The sequence below is a fragment of the Methyloglobulus sp. genome, assembly GCF_964779595.1.
In genome coordinates this window covers 19,009-35,900 of record NZ_CBAROL010000003.1, presented here as the reverse complement: position 1 = coordinate 35,900, position 16,892 = coordinate 19,009, and the positions used below count along the sequence as shown (strand labels likewise).

The 16,892-nt window shown below is 44.8% G+C and carries 17 protein-coding genes; 15 read left to right on the top strand and 2 right to left on the bottom strand.

Features of this window, described 5'->3' with window-relative positions:
- Positions 1–510: 510 nt before the first annotated feature.
- The 10 genes from AC1YY3_RS02085 (at position 511) to nhaD (ending at position 10,210) form a co-directional block, all read left to right on the top strand.
- The gene (locus AC1YY3_RS02085; protein ID WP_481822923.1) at positions 511–2,793 is read left to right on the top strand and encodes a TonB-dependent siderophore receptor; all 2,283 of its coding nucleotides are present in this window, start codon (positions 511–513) and stop codon (positions 2,791–2,793) included.
- Positions 2,794–2,896: 103 nt separating this feature from the next.
- On the top strand, positions 2,897–3,388 hold the full coding sequence (locus tag AC1YY3_RS02080; protein WP_481822944.1) for an N-acetyltransferase family protein: 492 nt from the start codon (positions 2,897–2,899) through the stop codon (positions 3,386–3,388).
- Between the two features lie 238 nt (positions 3,389–3,626).
- The gene (locus AC1YY3_RS02075; RefSeq protein WP_481822924.1) at positions 3,627–4,841 is read left to right on the top strand and encodes a sialidase family protein; all 1,215 of its coding nucleotides are present in this window, start codon (positions 3,627–3,629) and stop codon (positions 4,839–4,841) included.
- A gap of 193 nt (positions 4,842–5,034) precedes the next feature.
- Positions 5,035–5,283, top strand: coding sequence for an AbrB/MazE/SpoVT family DNA-binding domain-containing protein (locus tag AC1YY3_RS02070; RefSeq protein WP_481822925.1), 249 nt, complete (start codon positions 5,035–5,037; stop codon positions 5,281–5,283).
- Positions 5,283–5,678 (top strand): PIN domain-containing protein, encoded by a 396-nt coding sequence (locus tag AC1YY3_RS02065; RefSeq protein WP_481822945.1) that lies wholly within the window; start codon positions 5,283–5,285, stop codon positions 5,676–5,678. Before AC1YY3_RS02070 ends, AC1YY3_RS02065 begins: the two co-directional genes overlap by 1 nt.
- Before the next feature lie 458 nt (positions 5,679–6,136).
- Positions 6,137–6,847: an energy transducer TonB gene (locus AC1YY3_RS02060; RefSeq protein WP_481822926.1), complete on the top strand. Its 711-nt coding sequence runs from the start codon at positions 6,137–6,139 to the stop codon at positions 6,845–6,847.
- A gap of 89 nt (positions 6,848–6,936) precedes the next feature.
- On the top strand, positions 6,937–7,605 hold the full coding sequence (locus tag AC1YY3_RS02055; protein ID WP_481822927.1) for a MotA/TolQ/ExbB proton channel family protein: 669 nt from the start codon (positions 6,937–6,939) through the stop codon (positions 7,603–7,605).
- A 2-nt stretch (positions 7,606–7,607) separates the two neighbouring features.
- Positions 7,608–8,018, top strand: coding sequence for an ExbD/TolR family protein (locus tag AC1YY3_RS02050; RefSeq protein WP_481822928.1), 411 nt, complete (start codon positions 7,608–7,610; stop codon positions 8,016–8,018).
- A gap of 44 nt (positions 8,019–8,062) precedes the next feature.
- Entirely contained in the window at positions 8,063–8,710 is a 648-nt protein-coding gene (locus tag AC1YY3_RS02045) for a DedA family protein (RefSeq protein ID WP_481822946.1), read from the top strand.
- A 63-nt stretch (positions 8,711–8,773) separates the two neighbouring features.
- Positions 8,774–10,210 carry a sodium:proton antiporter NhaD gene (nhaD, locus tag AC1YY3_RS02040; RefSeq protein ID WP_481822929.1) on the top strand — a complete coding sequence of 479 codons (1,437 nt, stop codon included), beginning with the start codon at positions 8,774–8,776 and terminating at the stop codon, positions 10,208–10,210.
- A 243-nt stretch (positions 10,211–10,453) separates the two neighbouring features.
- Here nhaD and AC1YY3_RS02035 read toward each other — a convergent pair whose 3' ends face one another.
- Complete coding sequence (locus tag AC1YY3_RS02035) at positions 10,454–10,963, bottom strand: hypothetical protein (RefSeq protein WP_481822930.1); 510 nt, start codon at positions 10,961–10,963, stop codon at positions 10,454–10,456.
- A 276-nt stretch (positions 10,964–11,239) separates the two neighbouring features.
- Here AC1YY3_RS02035 and AC1YY3_RS02030 point away from each other — a divergent pair, with 276 nt between their 5' ends.
- Positions 11,240–11,845, top strand: a complete 606-nt coding sequence (locus AC1YY3_RS02030; protein ID WP_481822931.1) for a peroxiredoxin — start codon at positions 11,240–11,242, stop codon at positions 11,843–11,845.
- 52 nt (positions 11,846–11,897) lie between these two features.
- On the opposite strand, the gene AC1YY3_RS02025 is transcribed toward AC1YY3_RS02030, so the two are convergent.
- On the bottom strand, positions 11,898–12,182 hold the full coding sequence (locus AC1YY3_RS02025) for a hypothetical protein (RefSeq protein ID WP_481822932.1): 285 nt from the start codon (positions 12,180–12,182) through the stop codon (positions 11,898–11,900).
- Between the two features lie 176 nt (positions 12,183–12,358).
- Between AC1YY3_RS02025 and AC1YY3_RS02020 the strand changes: the two genes are divergently transcribed.
- The 4 genes from AC1YY3_RS02020 to AC1YY3_RS02005 all read left to right on the top strand — a co-directional run bounded on the left by AC1YY3_RS02020 (position 12,359) and on the right by AC1YY3_RS02005 (position 16,675).
- Positions 12,359–14,494 (top strand): AsmA family protein, encoded by a 2,136-nt coding sequence (locus tag AC1YY3_RS02020; RefSeq protein WP_481822947.1) that lies wholly within the window; start codon positions 12,359–12,361, stop codon positions 14,492–14,494.
- 18 nt (positions 14,495–14,512) lie between these two features.
- Positions 14,513–15,562 (top strand): A/G-specific adenine glycosylase, encoded by a 1,050-nt coding sequence (gene mutY, locus AC1YY3_RS02015; protein ID WP_481822933.1) that lies wholly within the window; start codon positions 14,513–14,515, stop codon positions 15,560–15,562.
- Entirely contained in the window at positions 15,559–15,831 is a 273-nt protein-coding gene (locus AC1YY3_RS02010; RefSeq protein WP_481822934.1) for an oxidative damage protection protein, read from the top strand. Before mutY ends, AC1YY3_RS02010 begins: the two co-directional genes overlap by 4 nt.
- A gap of 220 nt (positions 15,832–16,051) precedes the next feature.
- Positions 16,052–16,675: a DUF2780 domain-containing protein gene (locus tag AC1YY3_RS02005; protein ID WP_481822935.1), complete on the top strand. Its 624-nt coding sequence runs from the start codon at positions 16,052–16,054 to the stop codon at positions 16,673–16,675.
- Positions 16,676–16,892: the final 217 nt, after the last annotated feature.

The window sequence follows — 16,892 nt, the reverse complement described above, 5'->3', positions numbered from 1 at the left end:
GTCCTACGTTGCCTTACTTACCCTGCATCCTCAACAGGTATCCCCAAGAGGGAAGGAACGCTATCTCTTAACTTTACAGCATTGGTAACATGCCTTGCCCGGCAGGTGTTAAATCAATAATACCCGCCAAAATTGCCCAGATTTTTACAAGTAAAATTTAGAAATGTGGCATATCACACACTTTTTACCCAATATTTGGGAAAACGCCCTTTTTTGCCGGTTTTTGGTTGTTTATTAAAGTATAACCTCATGTTTTTAATATAAATAATAATTAAACTGTGTCATATCACGCAGTTTTCACGAAAAGTGGGTGATATGACACAGTTTTTGGCTATTTGTCAGCCTTTGCTGACTTTAAATCCATTAAATAAAATAATAATGTTATAAATCAATATTATAAATAGTTATGGCATGGTTATTGCTTTAGTAATCGATTGAGCTTGAAATTTATGACACACATTTCAGCCATTTTTTGTATTTATAACAATAATTCATAACAGGGGTTTCAATGTGAAGACAGTAAAAATAAAACATCTCAGTTTGGCGATTACGCTTGCCCTGGCAGGCGTAACCCAGGCAGCTGCCTTGGAGGCAGAGGACAGCAACGTAATCCAAACGGCAGAAAAAGCAGACGGCAAGCAGCAAGCGCAATCTTCATCTGGCGCGGTTGAATTGTCGGAAATCACCATCACCGGAAAAACCGACGAAAAAAACAAAACCTACACGACATTGAATAGTTCGACAGCGACCAAGACCGACACGCCTATTTTCGATACCCCAGTTTCTGTGCAAGTTGTGCCAAGGGCAGTGATGGACGACCAGAAAACGACACGGGTTAAGGATGCCTTGGAAAACGTCAGCGGTGTAAGGGCGCAACCAACATTGGGGTATGGCAATGGCTTTATTATTCGTGGTTTCCGCAATAACAGGGTGTACCGGAATGGATTATTGGCTAACGCCGATGGCTTCCCAACTGAATTTGATGCTGGCAATTTGCAAAGCATCGACGTACTCAAAGGCCCTGCGGCTGTCCTGTTTGGTCGTATTGAACCCGGCGGCTTAGTTAACATCACCACCAAGAAACCGCTCGACACCCCTTATTATTCGCTAGAGCAACAGTTTGGCTCTTATGATTATTACCGTACCCAATGGGATGCCACGGGGGCTGTGACAGATGATAAATCGTTAGCGTACCGTTTTACCGGTACTTACCAAAACAATAGTTCATTCAGGGATTTTGTTTTTAACGATCGGGTTATGGTCAATCCCAGTGTCACATGGAGGCCAACCGACAGTACCGACCTGACGTTGAGTGTCGAAGGTTCAGACCAAGATTTTCAGGCGGATCTTGGCATCCCGGCAGTGGGTAATCGCCCTGCACCGATACCCATCAGTCGGTCGCTTGATGACCCGAACAGCCTTACAGATCATGTTTCTCACACGATGGTCAGCACAGAAATTAACCATCGCTTTAACGACGATTGGGCGATACATAACCGTTTTCTTGCAGGCTTTAACAATGAGTTTTCCAGTTTCGTCAACCCGGCTCCCACTTTCGGCCCCAGTGAAGCAGCCTTACTACCGGATGGAACTCTCAGACGTAATATTTTTGGTCAGGAAACCGATAGTGAAAACTATGCTACGAACCTTGATTTGACCGGAAAGTTCAAGTTAGGGTTTTCCAAACATGAAGTCCTAGTGGGCTTTGACTATTTTAAGTCTACTCAGAAATATCATTACTTTGGTGAATACGAAATCCCAAATCCAGCTCTTGATATTAATATTTTTAATCCATCGCCAAGCTATGGGATCAATCCGACACTTATTAGTGACACATTATCTCATCCATGCTCTACCTGTGCTGGGTCCGATTTTCTTTTTGCTAATAACGAATGGTACGGCGCTTATTTTCAAGACCACATCACGCTTTGGGACAAACTCCATATAATGGGGGGTGGGCGTTATGATTGGGCAGACACAGGAACATCTTATAAGGGGTCTTTTGACATTGCTGAAGCCACCTTGCCATCAAATAAAGATGAGGGCTTTAGCCCACGGGTGGGCATACTTTACCAACCCATTAAAGAGCTAGGGGTTTATGGTAATTGGACGACCTCGTTCAATGCCAATAATGCCCCGGCTGATGACGGATCAACTTTTGATCCACAAAGGGGCGAGCAGTTTGAAGCGGGCTTAAAAACCCAGCTATTTGATGATCGGCTGCTTGCAACATTGGCGTATTATCATTTGACCAAGGATAATATCCTTGTACCTGATAATTCTACAGCTTTCCTTTTTGACAAGATCGCCAATAAGCAACGCAGCCAAGGTATTGAATTGGATGTAACTGGGCAGATTACGGATCAAGTGAGCCTGATCGGTAGCTATGCCTTCACTGATGCAAGGGTACTTGTAGATCACGGTGGCGATACCGCCGGAAACAGGATGCCGAACGTTCCTGAACACTCAGGCAGCTTGTGGGTCAAGTATGATGTCAATGGTTATGAGTCACAAAATGGCTTTAGTTTCGGCGTGGGTGGCGTTGCTGCTGGGGCGCGGCAAGGCGATTTTGCCAACAGTTTCCAATTGCCCGGTTATGTCCGTATGGATGCCTTTGCAGCTTATAAAATGAAGGTGGGGGCAACCAAGATCACCACCCAGTTCAATATCCGTAACCTGTTAGATAAGGACTACTACGAATCGACCGACCCGGATTCCAATGTAACCTCTCGGTTAGGCATTGCCCCCGGTGCGCCGCTGACGGCGATTGGGTCTATTCGGGTTGAGTATTAGCATTGTAGGTTGGACTGCCTGATGTTTGCCAACCAAACATTTTTTGGCTTTCTTATTTAAGTATGAGAGACAAATATTGTTAAATAACAAACAGTCTTTCCTTGTGAGGAAAGCAAAATTGACAGATGCCAAAAGTCTGGTGGATTTGATCGCGCAAATCGATGAGGAAACAGAACTTATGTTGTTTGAACCTAAAGAGAGAAATCAAACAGTTGAACAGCAGGAAAGTTTTTTGAAGGAAATTGAACATTCACCTTCAAAAGCGATGTTTGTGGCGGAATATGAACATAAGTTTATCGGCTTTGTAGTCGGTATCGGAGGTATTGCAAACCGTAACCGCCATTGCTGTTATATCATCATCGGTGTGTTAAAGGAGTATTGGGGAAAAGGCACAGCCCAGCAATTGCTGTCTAATCTCGAATCATGGGCTAAAGATAATAAAATGCATCGATTGGAATTAACAGTAATGGCGCACAATCAGCGAGCCATTGCGCTTTACGAAAAATTTGGTTTTGAGGGGGAAGGAATCAAACGGGATTCTATGTTTGTTGGCGGGAAATTCGCAAATGAATTCTATATGTCGAAACTAATTTAGCGTAGGCGATTAGTGAGTAGCCTGGATGATGCTTACGGAATCTGGGATTTCGTGGCTTCGATTTCCCGTATTACGTTGCACTTCATACGGGCTACTTGCTGCCATTAAGTTAAGCCGTCATTCCGGCAGGGATTGCCGAGATGACGTTTTTTCTCTTAACTGTGGGAACATTACAATAAGAATGAAACGCTGACTGATTCGGTGAAGAGTTTATGCATATACACAGAGAGGACGAGATATGAAGTTACTTATAATTAAAATAATGGCGGTAGCCAGCCTTCTGCTTTGCCAGGGCTGCCAGACTGCCCGTGTTGCAGAAAAACTTCAGGTGCGGGAGTTAACGATTCCGGCGGTGGGCATTAATCAACATCATCATTTGGCTCATACGTCCGACGATAAGTTGATTGTAAGCTGGGTGGAAACCAAGGGACAAAAAAATACCGTGCGCTTTGCCGTTTACGACAACGCTGCCTGGTTGCCAACGCAGACCGTAATCATTACGGACAGCAAACTTGCCGCCTCACCAGTCGTACTGGGAATGAGCGATGGCTCGTTGACTGCGGCATGGATGAAGTCGGTAAAAAACGAGAAAGACCCTTATGCCGCCGATATTTATTTGGCACATTCAAAGGATGGTGGGCAAACGTGGACTGCACCCTTAAAACCCTACGGCGAGCAAGCCCGCATTTACGATGCCCAAATGTCGCTTACGCCACTACCAGATGCGGGTTTAGCGCTGGTGTGGACAGATAGTAGGCACGTCAACCATGATGAAGATGAAACCAGCCCCAATAAAACCAGTCGCTACCAATTAATGGCTGCTGTGCTGGATAAAGCTAGGCAAGTGGGCAAAGAAATTACCTTGGACAATGATATCTGTTCCTGCTGTAGCGTTAATACCGATGTTGCAAACGATGAGCTTTTGACAGTTTATCGGGATCATCTTAAAGGGGAAGTCCGTGATATTGGCGCGGTGCGCTGGAACAATGACGGCGTAACACATGCGGCTCCGGTACATGACGATCATTGGGTAATCAATGGCTGCCCCAGCAATGGCCCATCCGTGGATCTGTCCGACGGGCAGGCTGTTGTCGCCTGGTTCAGCGCCGGAGACGGCAAAGGTACGCTTCGGCTTAGTTTTGCATCTGACGGCAACGCCTTCAAATCACCCATTGTCGTAGATGACCATGCCATTGGTTTCGGGAAAGCGTTATTGCTGGATGATGGTTCAGCAATGGTGACGTGGCGCAGCAATGCTGGCTCTGAAGAAGAATTGCTGGTGGCGCGGGTGACTCCTGGCGGCGATATAACTGAGCGAAAAACGGTTTTTCGCGGTAGTTTTGCGCGATGGCCTAGTAATTACCTGGGCCTGGAAAAAATAGGTAACGAAGTTTTTATTGCCTGGACAGACCCGATCAAAAAGAAAGTTAGGCTGGCGGTTGTAGGGTTGTAGGATGTGCTGAACGAAGGGAAGCGCATCGTTCGTGTTCTCGATTGATGCGCCTCGTGCCTCGGCACATCCTACATTTGGCGCATCTTACGGGTTGCCACGTCCGCAGAGGAACTGGGCATAGATGAGGGCTTGACTGAGACTAAATTAATTCTTACTATAAAGTAATGCTTATACAAAATAGTAAGGAGTTAGGATGCAACAAACGACATTAACCAGCAAAGGCCAAGTCACAATTCCTAAAAACATAAGGGATTTTATGGGATTACATGCTAGTGATAAAATTGAGTTTGTTATTACCGATAAAAATGAAGTATTACTTAAGCCGATTACTAAAAAGGTGGATGACGTTTTTGGCGTGTTGCATAAGCCGGGCAAGGTTGCGGTTAGCGTTGAGGACATGGATGCCGCCATCAGGCAAAAACTACGGGACAGTTTCCAGTGATGGCCTTGGACACCAACGTATTGGTGCGCTTTCTGGTAAAGGACGATGACCATCAGGCATCTGTGGTTTACCGGCTTTTTAAGCAAGCGGAAGAAAAGCAAGAGGCGTTGTTTGTGCCGTTACTGGTCGTGCTGGAAACGGTATGGGTTTTGCAGTCCATTTACGACATAGCGGATGAAGATATTGTCTCGGCCATTAACCAGCTTTTGCTCATGCCTGTGTTGAAGTTTGAAGGGCAAACGGCGATCCAGGGTTTTATCGGCTCGGCTCACGATGTAAAACTAGGGCTTGCCGACTTATTGATTGCACATTCTGCAAAGGTTTTAAATTGCCAACAGGTGTTCACTTTTAATAAAAAAGCAGCTACGTTTAAGTATTTTCAGTTGCTGGAATAAGGCTAATATGTTTGCCTAAAAAAGCCTTTCCAGGGGGAGAAGGGGCTGATTCTCTTACTGGGTAGTGGGTTAAATCTGTAACTTGATTGATAGAGCGGAGTGGCAAACCTAGGTTTGCCACTCCAAAATACACGCGACTCACAAGCATGAAGCCGACAAGTGCATCAAAAAAATACAGGTTTAACCCACTAACCTCTCGCTGAATAGTTAACTAAAATCTTAAATTCACCCAATTTCCCTTTAGTGTAAAATGGCGAATTGGAAGCCCCTGAATCATGATTCAACAAACAATTTTTATACAAGTCCACAACAAGGTGGTCTCCAAAAATATTATGATTACTGGTATTCGCTATGTTTAACCGACACAATAAATACCTGGTTGCGGTTCTGCTTGGCTTAAGCCCATTATAAAGATTCCATGATTAACGATAATATGGACTTACGTTAAGATAACGATAGTGCAAATAAAATCCCCTCTCTTTGAAGCGCTGACTGGCGAAATACATCATCGCCCTATCGTTGGCTTATTGGCTGTTCTGGTGCTATTGGTGCATTTATGGGTGGTTGTTTTGTTGTTACAACCCACCGAAAATGAGAACGTGACGGAGCCGCTAAAAGTTATGGAAGTGGCGTTGCTTTCTGAGTCTAGCCCAAAAGCTGAAGCTGCACCACCTGCGCCGCCCAAAAAAATTCCCCCGAAAAAGAAGGTCGTCAAGCCACCCGTCAAGAAGAAAGAGCCGGTTATCCATAAACAGGGAGAGATACCAAAACCGCAGCTTGTAACCGATGAACCGGCTTCAGCGCAACCGTCACCTTCCAATTCCGTCCCAAAATCGGAAACCCCAGTGTCAGGATCACCGAATAAGGCAACAAAAAGTGGCAACGGCAAAGCAGCCAGTTCGGGGATTGTCGAATTGGGATGCCCCAAGCCGAAATATCCTATGCGAGCCATGAGCCGTCATATTGAAGGCTGGGTTAAGATCGAAGTGACCATCAGCGTAGCGGGAGTCGTGGCAAATGCGAAAGTTGTCGGCGCACAACCTCCCGGTATTTTTGACGATGCGGCTTTGGATGCTACCAAGAACTGTAAATTCAAACCCAAAATAGTTAACGGTACAGCCGTTACCCAAAAAGGGTTAAAAGTGTCCAGATTTAAGATAGCAAATTAATGGCAGTTTAAGCGTCTTGAATCAATACAGGCCGTTACTGTCGTAACCGCTGTAATTATTATGTTGAATAACCAAAGAAGGAAATCCTAATGCTCTATCATAGTTCCCCCGCCGCCGTTGTAGACGGGACTTTATATGTATTACTGGCTTTTTCGGTAGTGACCTGGACACTCATTGTTTTTAAATCTTGGCAGTTCTCAAGAAACAGCTATTTGAACCGACGTTTTGACAGCGCATTTTGGGAAACCGAATCACTGGCTGAAGCAGAGGCTATGCCCACAAACAAATTCCGGGGGCCATTGGCACGAATTGCCCAGCAAGGTTTGGCGTGGTTGTCGGAAAGTCGGCAATCCGCAGCCAAGAGCCTTAAGTTTCGCGGTGCGCCGAGTGATTTGCTGGAACACGCCTTGTCCGTGCAATTGCAGGAAGAACTGCACTTTATGGAAAGCGGTCTGACGGTACTGGCGAGCATCGGCAGCACCGCGCCATTTGTCGGCTTGTTCGGGACGGTCTTGGGCATTATGCACGCCATGCACGAGATTACTGCAAGCGGATCGACGAGCCTGGATGTGGTTGCAGGCCCGATTGGCGATGCGCTGGTCGCCACCGCCATCGGCATAGCGGTCGCCGTGCCAGCCGTACTGGCGTACAATTTTTTCTTGCGCCGAATGAAAGTACATCGCGCCGGATTAGAAAATTTCGTGGTCAGTTTTATACACGTTGCCTTAAGTGCGGACACCCAAGGCAAGAAGGAGTAAACATGGCTTTTAAACCGCAATCTGAAAACGATAGTGCAATGAGCGAGATTAACGTCACGCCGCTCGTTGATGTCATGCTGGTGTTGGTCATTATCCTCCTGATAACTGCGCCATTGCTAACGCAATCCGTACACGTGACGTTACCGAAAACTGCCGAGACTACGGCGAATATAAACGAGCAACCGTTGCAGCTTGCCATCGACGCACAAGGGTTGATAACGCTCAATAAACTAGCTATCGAAAATCTACCTGCATTGGAAACTGTCTTGAAGAATGAGCTAGTCAAAAACAAGGAAGTTGCTGTGCATTTATATGCCGACCAAGCCGTGATTTACAAAAAAATCGCGGAGCTTATGGCTACCGTGCAACATGCAGGAATCGCTAAAATTGCGTTCGTGACGGTAGAAGAATAGTGTATCCTCTTATCATCATATTTAAGGTTTAAAACTTGGCGATTATGGACTTATTGGCACAATTCCTTGATTTTTTTATCCACCTCAACACCCATCTCGCCGCTATTCTGGCACATTACGGTACGCTAACTTACGCCATACTATTCCTGATTATTTTTTGTGAAACCGGCCTGGTGGTTATGCCCTTATTGCCGGGCGATTCCCTGCTATTCGCCGTTGGCGCACTGGGAGCAAGCACCGGACAGTTGGATGTGTATCTTTTGATTGCGCTTTTAATCAGCGCGGCTTTAATGGGTGATAACCTCAATTACGTTATCGGCAGATTTTTCGGGACTAAAATCAAAGCACGGGAAAAAATAGGTTTTTTCAAGCGTGAATATATCGACCACACAGAAGCTTATTATGATAAACATGGCGGTAAGACTGTCATTATTGCCCGCTTCATACCGATAATCAGGACGATTGCCCCTTTTGTGGCGGGGGCAGGTAATATGCACTATCCACGTTACCTGCTTTTTTGTATCGCGGGCGCATGTTTATGGGTGGGTGGACTTATCACGCTGGGCTATCAATTCGGTAATCTCGACATCGTGAAGCGGAATTTTGAACTCGTCATTTTAAGTATCGTTGTGATCTCGCTGTTGCCTTTGGCCTATCAGTTTTGGTGTAATATTCGGGCAAATTCCAAATAATCAAAATCATGGACTCTAAATGCAGATTGCGTTTTTATCATTCATCTTAATTTGGGGAATCCTGTGAACTGCATCCTGTTAATTATCGCGTTATTGTTTTTACCAAGCGCCGTATTTGCGGGCGAAGTTTCAGGAACGGGTGCAACTGCCCATTTTGATCTAACCCATCATATTGTCGGTTATCTTTCTGTCCTGTTTACGGTCTTGGCATACGTGGCTGCCATGTCGGAAGAAGTCATTGAATTACGTAAGTCCAAACCGATGGTTTTAGGGGCAGCTATCATCTGGTTTGCAATCTGTATTTACTATGCCCTGAACGGACAAGCCAAGGTGGCTGCGGTAGCCTTTGAAAGCAATTTGCTCGCTTATATCGAATTGCTGTTGTTCATCCTGGTCTCAATGACTTACCTGAACGCTATGGAAGAGCGCGGTATTTTCGACGGATTGCGGATTTGGCTGCTGAACAAGCAATTCAGTTACCGGCAGTTGTTTTGGATCACCGGTTTTCTGGCGTTCGTACTTTCCACCGTGGTCAGCGGTCTTGCGGTGGGTTTGTTAATGGGTGCGGTGGCGACGGCAGTTGGCAAAAATAAGCAGCAGTTCATCGGCATTGCTTGTGTCAATATCGTTGTGGCGGTCAATGCTGGGGGAACATTCAGCCCCTTGGGCGGTATCTCAACATTGTTTGTCTGGCAGAATAAAATCCTGAAATTCGCAGAGTTCTTTGCTTTGGCACTTCCTTGCCTGGTCAATTTTTTAGTCCCTGCAATCATCATGCACTTCTTTGTCCCTAAAGATACCCCAGCCGCATCAAGCCGGGCAATAAACCTTAGGCGCGGAAGTAAACGGATTTTATTGCTTTTCGCGGTGACGCTTATTATTACAGTTTGGGCTAATGTGTATCTTGAGCTTCCGCCCGCCGCCGGCATGATGGCGGGCTTGGCGCTGTTACAGTTTTTCAGTTTTTATCTGACCCAGACGGTAAAAAATCAAGAAAGCCCATTTGCGTATGCCTACAAATTTTTTGGTGTGGACGTTCCCGTCGAGAATGAAAAACAAGACTTTGATATTTATAAGAATATAGGCAATGTGGAATGGGATACGCTGTTATTTTTTTATGGCGCGATGATGATTATCGGAGCTTTGAGTTTTATCGGCTACCTTGATGCGATTGCACAGTTTTTATACGGGCAAAACCACCCGACAAATGCCAATATCATCATCGGTTTGTCATCGGCATTTATCGATAACGGTACGCTGATGTTTGCGGTGTTGAATATGCATCCTGACTTGCAACATGGCCAGTGGTTACTGCTTACCTTAACGCTTGGCGTTGGGGGTAGTTTGTTGGCGATTGGTTCGGCACCAGGAGTCGGCTTGTTGGGCCAGATCAAAGAAGGCTATACCTTCGGCTACCACTTGCGCTGGATGCCAGTCATCTTGCTGGGTTATATTGCCAGCATTGCCGTGCATTTTTGGATCAATGCCAGTTATTTTTGATTTATATGGATACTGGTGTCGCTTAAACAAAGCCCTCATGTAACCGATGGACTCGTATTGTTGGATCGCAAATGATTTCAATCAATAATCCAAAAAAAATCATCACACAGTCAATAGCTTTTTAAACCTGAAGTATCTGACGGTGTTGCCGTTGAACGCAAAGAAACCCAAAATTCAGCTTCAAACTAAATAAATAAGCGGCAATTGCCTAACGGGAGGTCTTTAGGTTCTAGCTACAACAGCTTATACCGCCTTTAGATTCTCATTTTCGTAGATACGTACTTTTTTCCAGCCAGCAAAGGTTTCGTCATGGAAGGGAAGGTCATTGTCTATGGCATGTTCGTAGCAGCTTCTAAACAAACGGGCGGTACGGAAGGCATGTAATTCATCGTCGGCGGTAACAATTTCTACGTTACCTACCTGGAAAGTTTTGTTTCTGGATTTTCCGTTATCTACCCAAAACACGGTATAGCAAAGGTAGCTTTTGTTTTTCCGATGATCGAATTTAATCGTCCTAGAAACCCCGGTAACACCCGTGGTGGTTTTATTTTTTGGCGGTTTGAGAAAACGTGTTTTGCTACCCTTAAGTGCAATTAACATTTGGTCACGCCAAGTGACGGCAGCTTTTAAGGATTTGGCTTTGTTCCCCCATAGCTTATGGGAAAAATAACGGCTACTTTCTTTGCCGCGCCTAACGATCCGAACCTGATAACCGAACACATCGGGTTCTGTGACATGCTTAACTTTTGTCATACTACAATCTCAAAAATAAATAAACCAAGTAACATTAAAGTTATGTTGCTATGCCGGAGTTCTTTTTTGGGGAAAGAAAGGCAATCGCTAAATTTGTAAGCTTACGATTACAAATTATCGCTTAAGTGTAAAGAAATGCAAGCGAATTTTGTATGTCAAGACAATTGATGACCAATCTGGTGTAAAATGACCGACATATCCCTTTAGCGATATGCGCTGAAAGGTGGTCGGCACAGTTTTACCCCTTTGTTTTTTTATATAACCTGGAGATATTTGATGAGCGTTCTAGTCGGTAAACAAGCCCCTGATTTCACCGTTCCAGCCGTTTTGGGAAGTGGAGAAATCGTTGATTCATTTAGTTTTTCTTCAGCGACCAGCGGCAAATATGCTGTTGTGTTCTTCTATCCGCTGGACTTTACTTTTGTCTGCCCTAGCGAACTGATTGCTCTGGATCACCGCATGGCTGAATTTACTAGCCGTGGTGTTGAGGTGATTGCAGTGTCTATAGATTCCCATTTTACCCATAATGCCTGGCGCAATACTCCAGTCAATAAAGGCGGTATTGGTCCTGTCCGCTACACAATGGCAGCCGATATGACCCATAGCATTTGCAAAGGCTATGACGTTGAGGCAGTACCACCCGGCGTTGCTTATCGTGGCACTTTTCTGATCGACAAAAACGGCGTTGTTCGCCATCAAGTCGTCAATGACTTGCCGCTAGGCCGTAACATGGATGAGTTGCTACGTATGATTGATGCCTTGCAATTCCATGAAGAACACGGTGAAGTCTGCCCAGCGGGCTGGAATAAAGGTGATGCCGGCATGAATGCCAGCCCTGCCGGCGTTGCTGAATATTTAGATAAAAACGCAGATAAGCTGTAAACAATCAGAAAATCAAATGACGCATTGCTTTAAAGCAATGCGTTTTGATAATTCAGTTGTTGGTGTTGAGATTACTCAGTAATTTCTTTCTAATAAAATAAGCGGCAACTAGACCGAACAAGGCAGGTATTTGGGTAACAACAATTATTGCCGTGCTTTTTTTAGCTACTGCCGCTGTTAATGCTTTAACCAACGTCAAATCCACCAGAAACCAAGTAATCAAGTAGCCGATTAGCCCAATTATCACCCATTTTGCTGGTGGCTCGCCCACCTTATCTGCCGTCATATAAAACCATATACCGATGCCGAGTGCGGCCAGTTTTGCTAAAAGTAACATGTTCTCTCCTCTTTAAAAGTAATATGACAAATTTATTAAAGTTCTGTGGACAGCCTGAATTTTACAACCATTAATGAATTTATTCACTTGCTTGTTATCCTATTTCCTTATCTTCATAAGATTATTTATATTACCTCAACTTTACCAGTCAAAACCGGAAATAACTTGTGAGAAAAATGACCAAATATTTGTTAGCTGGCTTCTCGGTATTGCTACTTGTCCTCGCCATCGCTGTTTGTCTTATACCTTTTCTTGTTGATCCCAATGACTATAAAACCGACATTGCAGCTTTGATTAAAAATAAGGTCGGACGTGATGTCGAGTTTGAGGGTGATATTACGGTGTCCGTATTCCCTTGGGTAGGCTTGAAGACTGAAAAAATGGTGATTAGCAACAAGCTGGGATTTCAAGAGCTGCCATTTATTACCGTTGCTAAAAGCGACATCAACGTTAAGTTGTTGCCTCTGTTGTCGCAGAAAATCGAAGTAAACACCATCACTTTAGAAGGTTTGACGTTAAATTTGGTTAAGGATAAGCAAGGTGTAAGTAATTGGGCTGATTTAGTTGCACTCAACTCATCAGCATCGTCTGATACTCCTACAACCGCAGCTAAGCCCGATAACCAAAATATCCAACCCCAATCCGCGCTGGCCGCACTGACTGTCGGTGGCATTGCTATAAATAACGCCCAGGTGAATTGGGATAATCAACAAACTGGGGGACGGTTAGAACTAAAAAACATCCAATTCACAGCCGATAAGTTTACCTTTGACGAGCCAGTAAAAATCGATTTGGCGATGGCTGTTTCCGGTGAGGCGGTAAAGTTTGCTGGAGACGTAAAATTAACCACTGCTTTGCGTGTTGATGAAAAACTGGATAATTTTGTGTTTATCGATAGCCATTTGGAATGGCTAGATGCTGTTAAATTAAAGTCTGGTCAGTCATTAGCCGTCACGATTACCGCACCCAATGCAGCCGTCAATGTTACCCAACAAACGCTTAAGTTTTCGGGTTTGCAACTGCAATCTGGTGATCTTAAGCTTGCCGCCGATATCACTGGCGAGCAGTTCTTAGATAAACCAACTTTTCAGGGATCAGTCGTTGCAGCTCCATTCAATCCTAGCGTAGTTATGAAACAATGGGATATTGCTCCTCCCCCCATGAGCGATCCCAAATCCCTGACCAATCTAGGCGCAAGCTTTCTTTTTCAGGCGAATCCTGACCAAGTTGAATTGACGAATCTGGATGTCACCTTGGATAACAGCCACGGCACGGGTTCTGTGACGATTAAAGATTTTACCAACCCTGCGATTTTGTTTGATGCTGTTGTGGACGCGATTGATGTTGACCGTTATTTAGCGCCGTTAGAAAAAGCAAGCAAACCCATAGTAAGCCCTGGTATGGCTATTGCGGCGGGGACTTTTAGCTTGCCGCTGGACTGGCTTAGAAAGCTCGATGCAGAAGGTAAGCTGGCGTTGGGTAAAATGACATTCAATAAGATGACCTTACAAGACCTGCACTTAACCCTCAGTTCAAAAAAAGGCATCGTTAAAGTCGAGCAAACAGCGAAGCAGTTTTATCAGGGTAGTTATTCAGGGAATCTTAATATTGATGCACGTACAGAAAAATCGACTTTAGCGTTGGATGAAAAATTAACCAATATTCACCTTGAACCTTTGCTAAAAGCCATCAAAGGGGAAGCGAAGTTGGGCGGTATTGTTACTTTATCAACCCAATTGCACGGACAAGGCAGTCAGCTAAAAGAAATCAGCTCAAACCTTACAGGTAAGGTCAATTTTTTTTTAAAAGACGGTTTTATAAAGGGCTTCAATCTGCAAAAAATGCTTGAAAACGGTAAACAACTGGTCAAAGGTGGCGCGTTACGCGTAGATTCACAGCACGACCAAACCAATTTTTCCGAAATCAAAGGCACGGCGACCATCAGCAAAGGCTTGCTGCAAAATCATGACCTTATTGCCAATACCGCAAAATTACGCAGCACGGGTAAAGGCAGTGTCAACCTTAATACCGAGGGTGTGGATTACAATATATTGACCAAACTGCTTAAAGCGGAAGCCACCGCCACCACGCCTGAACAAGTTCACGACACGCCTATCGGCATTCATATAAGCGGGACATTTAGCAAGCCGACCTACACACTGGATGTGGCCGCATTATTAACCGATAAAAACAAGGCAAAAATCGAACACTTTCTGGATAAAAACAAAGTAAAAATTGATAAATTAATGGATAAGCTGGATAAGAAACTTGGTCCTGGTGGAGTCGGTGATCTGCTGAAAAAGATTTTCTAGCAGGAATAAGTACCAGTCATGAATCCCGCAACATTTCAGCAAAACGTGTTGGCATGGTTTGACCAACATGGTCGCAAAGATTTACCTTGGCAACAAAATATTAGCCCTTATCGGGTTTGGCTTTCTGAGATTATGCTCCAACAAACTCAAGTTGCCACGGTCATCCCGTATTTCCGGACATTCATTGCCAAGTTTCCCGATGTTGAAAGTCTGGCGCAAGCTCCGATTGATGAGGTGTTACAGATGTGGTCGGGTTTGGGTTATTATGCCCGTGCGCGAAACTTGCACAAAGCGGCGCGGATTATCGGTGAGCAAGGTCAGTTCCCCGATACTTTGGATGGTCTCATGGCGTTGCCGGGCATAGGTCTATCGACAGCCGGAGCTGTTTTAAGCATTGCTTTCAACAAAAGCCACCCTATCCTTGATGGTAATGTAAAACGAGTATTAGCGCGATATAAGGCAATCTCAGGTTTGACGGGCAACAGCCAGGTCATTAAGCAGCTTTGGGAAATCAGCGCTAGGTTTACACCTGATGAGCGAGTGGCTGATTACACCCAAGCCATGATGGATTTAGGCGCGACTGTCTGTACACGAAGTAAACCGTCTTGTGAAGAATGCCCGCTTGCGACGGCTTGTTTAGCATGGAAAACTGAAACGGTAGCTGATTTACCAACGCGAAGAATGACAAAAAAATTGCCCGTCAAGCAATTGATATTTTTGCTATTACACAATAATCAACAGGTTATGCTGGAAAAAAGACCACCTACCGGTATCTGGGGTGGGCTATGGAGTTTGCCGGAGTTTGCCAGTGAGGATGATGCTGAGAATTGGTGTAACCTCAATAACATTGCTATAGACCATCGAAAATCCGGTAATCAGCAACGACATACCTTTTCGCATTACCACTTGGATTACACCCCATTAGTTATCGAAACGAATAGCACAATGGACTTTATCCAGGAAAATGATCGAGTTAACTGGTATAACAACCAACAAATCAAGCAACTAGGGCTTTCTGCACCTATTAAACTGCTATTGCAACAACACTTCAAAGGAGAACAAAAATGACCCGATTAATTAACTGCGTGAAATTAGGCAAAGAAGCCGAAGGTTTGGACGAGCCACCTTTTCCTGGCGCGAAAGGTCAGGAAATATTTGAGAAAATATCCAAGCAAGTCTGGAAAGATTGGCTAAGTAGGCAGACCATGTTAATCAATGAAAATAAATTGGCGAGTTATGATCCTCATGCTAGGGCTTATTTAGCAGAGGAAAGGAATAAATTTTTGTTTGAAGGCAACGACGACATGCCACAGGGCTATGTGCCGCCGAAAGCCTAAGGCAAAGTTTGCTACATCTAAACTGATGTGCTAACGTTCATTCCCGACTTACACGGTTAATATTTCCTGTGTATTTTACTCGACTGTGATGGTGCGGTAGATCTTGAACAGGTTCTAAGAAGTATTACCTGTTCGATAAATAGTAAAGAGCAATGATTAATGTCGTTGCAATTCAGTTTTTCTAACTCAAACTCAATATCAACTTCAAGGAGTTCTATTAATGAAAACATTTGCAACTATGGCAACTATTGTGTTGGCAACACTCACAGGATGTGCTTCTATGCCACAGAACGCGGTACAAACAGGCGGTGCAAGCTTGCCAGCAAGTACGATGTCCAGCCAACTCCCTGCGGTTGTAACACCCTCTATGGGTACGGTAGCAGGACAATTACCGTCAGTTGGAACTGCTGCAAGCACGGTCGGTAGTATTGCTGGTGCAACACCTGCGACTGCCCAAGCACCTAGTTTGGTAGGCATTCTGGTTCAGCAGCTAGGAATTACGCAGCAACAGGCAACTGGCGGTGCAGGTTCTATCTTTTCCATGGCTCAACAAAGCATGAGTCCATCCAGTTTCGGTCAAGTCAGCCAAGCTGTACCAGGGATGTCGCAATTACTCTCAGCAGCACCTGCCTTGGGTGGATCTGGTAGCCTTATTGGCAGTGCAGCTAGTGCTCTAGGTGGCGGTAGCAGTCTGGGTAATATGGCCGCATTGGCAAGTTCATTTCAGAGCTTGGGCATGGATTCCGGCATGATGAGCCAGTTCATCCCCGTCATCTTGCAATACGTACAAGGTCAGGGTGGTTCTACTACCATGAGCTTGTTGCAGGGTGCTTTGATGCCTTGATCGAAATAAATCGTGTTTGATGCCATTAAGTTAAGCGCGTTTGCATAAGGTAACATCTAAAATCCCCAAAAAATCACTGGGACTGCCTACAAAGATGTAGGTAGTCAATACAGGGCGGTGGCACTGTTCCTGCGTTGTCTGCATTCAGTATTTCTTTATTGTCATTAAAAACATAGCATTTGTCTTCATTTAGACGTTAAAAAATGCAATTCATCCA

What these genes read in the sequence shown, in the direction of transcription:
- AC1YY3_RS02075 (WP_481822924.1), top strand. Translation starts at nt 3,627, where the DNA reads ATGAAGTTACTTATAATTAAAATAATGGCGGTAGCCAGCCTTCTGCTT.
- AC1YY3_RS02070 (WP_481822925.1), top strand. Translation starts at nt 5,035, where the DNA reads ATGCAACAAACGACATTAACCAGCAAAGGCCAAGTCACAATTCCTAAA.
- AC1YY3_RS02065 (WP_481822945.1), top strand. Translation starts at nt 5,283, where the DNA reads ATGGCCTTGGACACCAACGTATTGGTGCGCTTTCTGGTAAAGGACGAT.
- AC1YY3_RS02055 (WP_481822927.1), top strand. Translation starts at nt 6,937, where the DNA reads ATGCTCTATCATAGTTCCCCCGCCGCCGTTGTAGACGGGACTTTATAT.
- AC1YY3_RS02050 (WP_481822928.1), top strand. Translation starts at nt 7,608, where the DNA reads ATGGCTTTTAAACCGCAATCTGAAAACGATAGTGCAATGAGCGAGATT.
- AC1YY3_RS02045 (WP_481822946.1), top strand. Translation starts at nt 8,063, where the DNA reads ATGGACTTATTGGCACAATTCCTTGATTTTTTTATCCACCTCAACACC.
- AC1YY3_RS02035 (WP_481822930.1), bottom strand. Translation starts at nt 10,963, where the DNA reads ATGACAAAAGTTAAGCATGTCACAGAACCCGATGTGTTCGGTTATCAG.
- AC1YY3_RS02030 (WP_481822931.1), top strand. Translation starts at nt 11,240, where the DNA reads ATGAGCGTTCTAGTCGGTAAACAAGCCCCTGATTTCACCGTTCCAGCC.
- AC1YY3_RS02025 (WP_481822932.1), bottom strand. Translation starts at nt 12,182, where the DNA reads ATGTTACTTTTAGCAAAACTGGCCGCACTCGGCATCGGTATATGGTTT.
- AC1YY3_RS02020 (WP_481822947.1), top strand. Translation starts at nt 12,359, where the DNA reads ATGACCAAATATTTGTTAGCTGGCTTCTCGGTATTGCTACTTGTCCTC.
- mutY (WP_481822933.1), top strand. Translation starts at nt 14,513, where the DNA reads ATGAATCCCGCAACATTTCAGCAAAACGTGTTGGCATGGTTTGACCAA.
- AC1YY3_RS02010 (WP_481822934.1), top strand. Translation starts at nt 15,559, where the DNA reads ATGACCCGATTAATTAACTGCGTGAAATTAGGCAAAGAAGCCGAAGGT.
- AC1YY3_RS02005 (WP_481822935.1), top strand. Translation starts at nt 16,052, where the DNA reads ATGAAAACATTTGCAACTATGGCAACTATTGTGTTGGCAACACTCACA.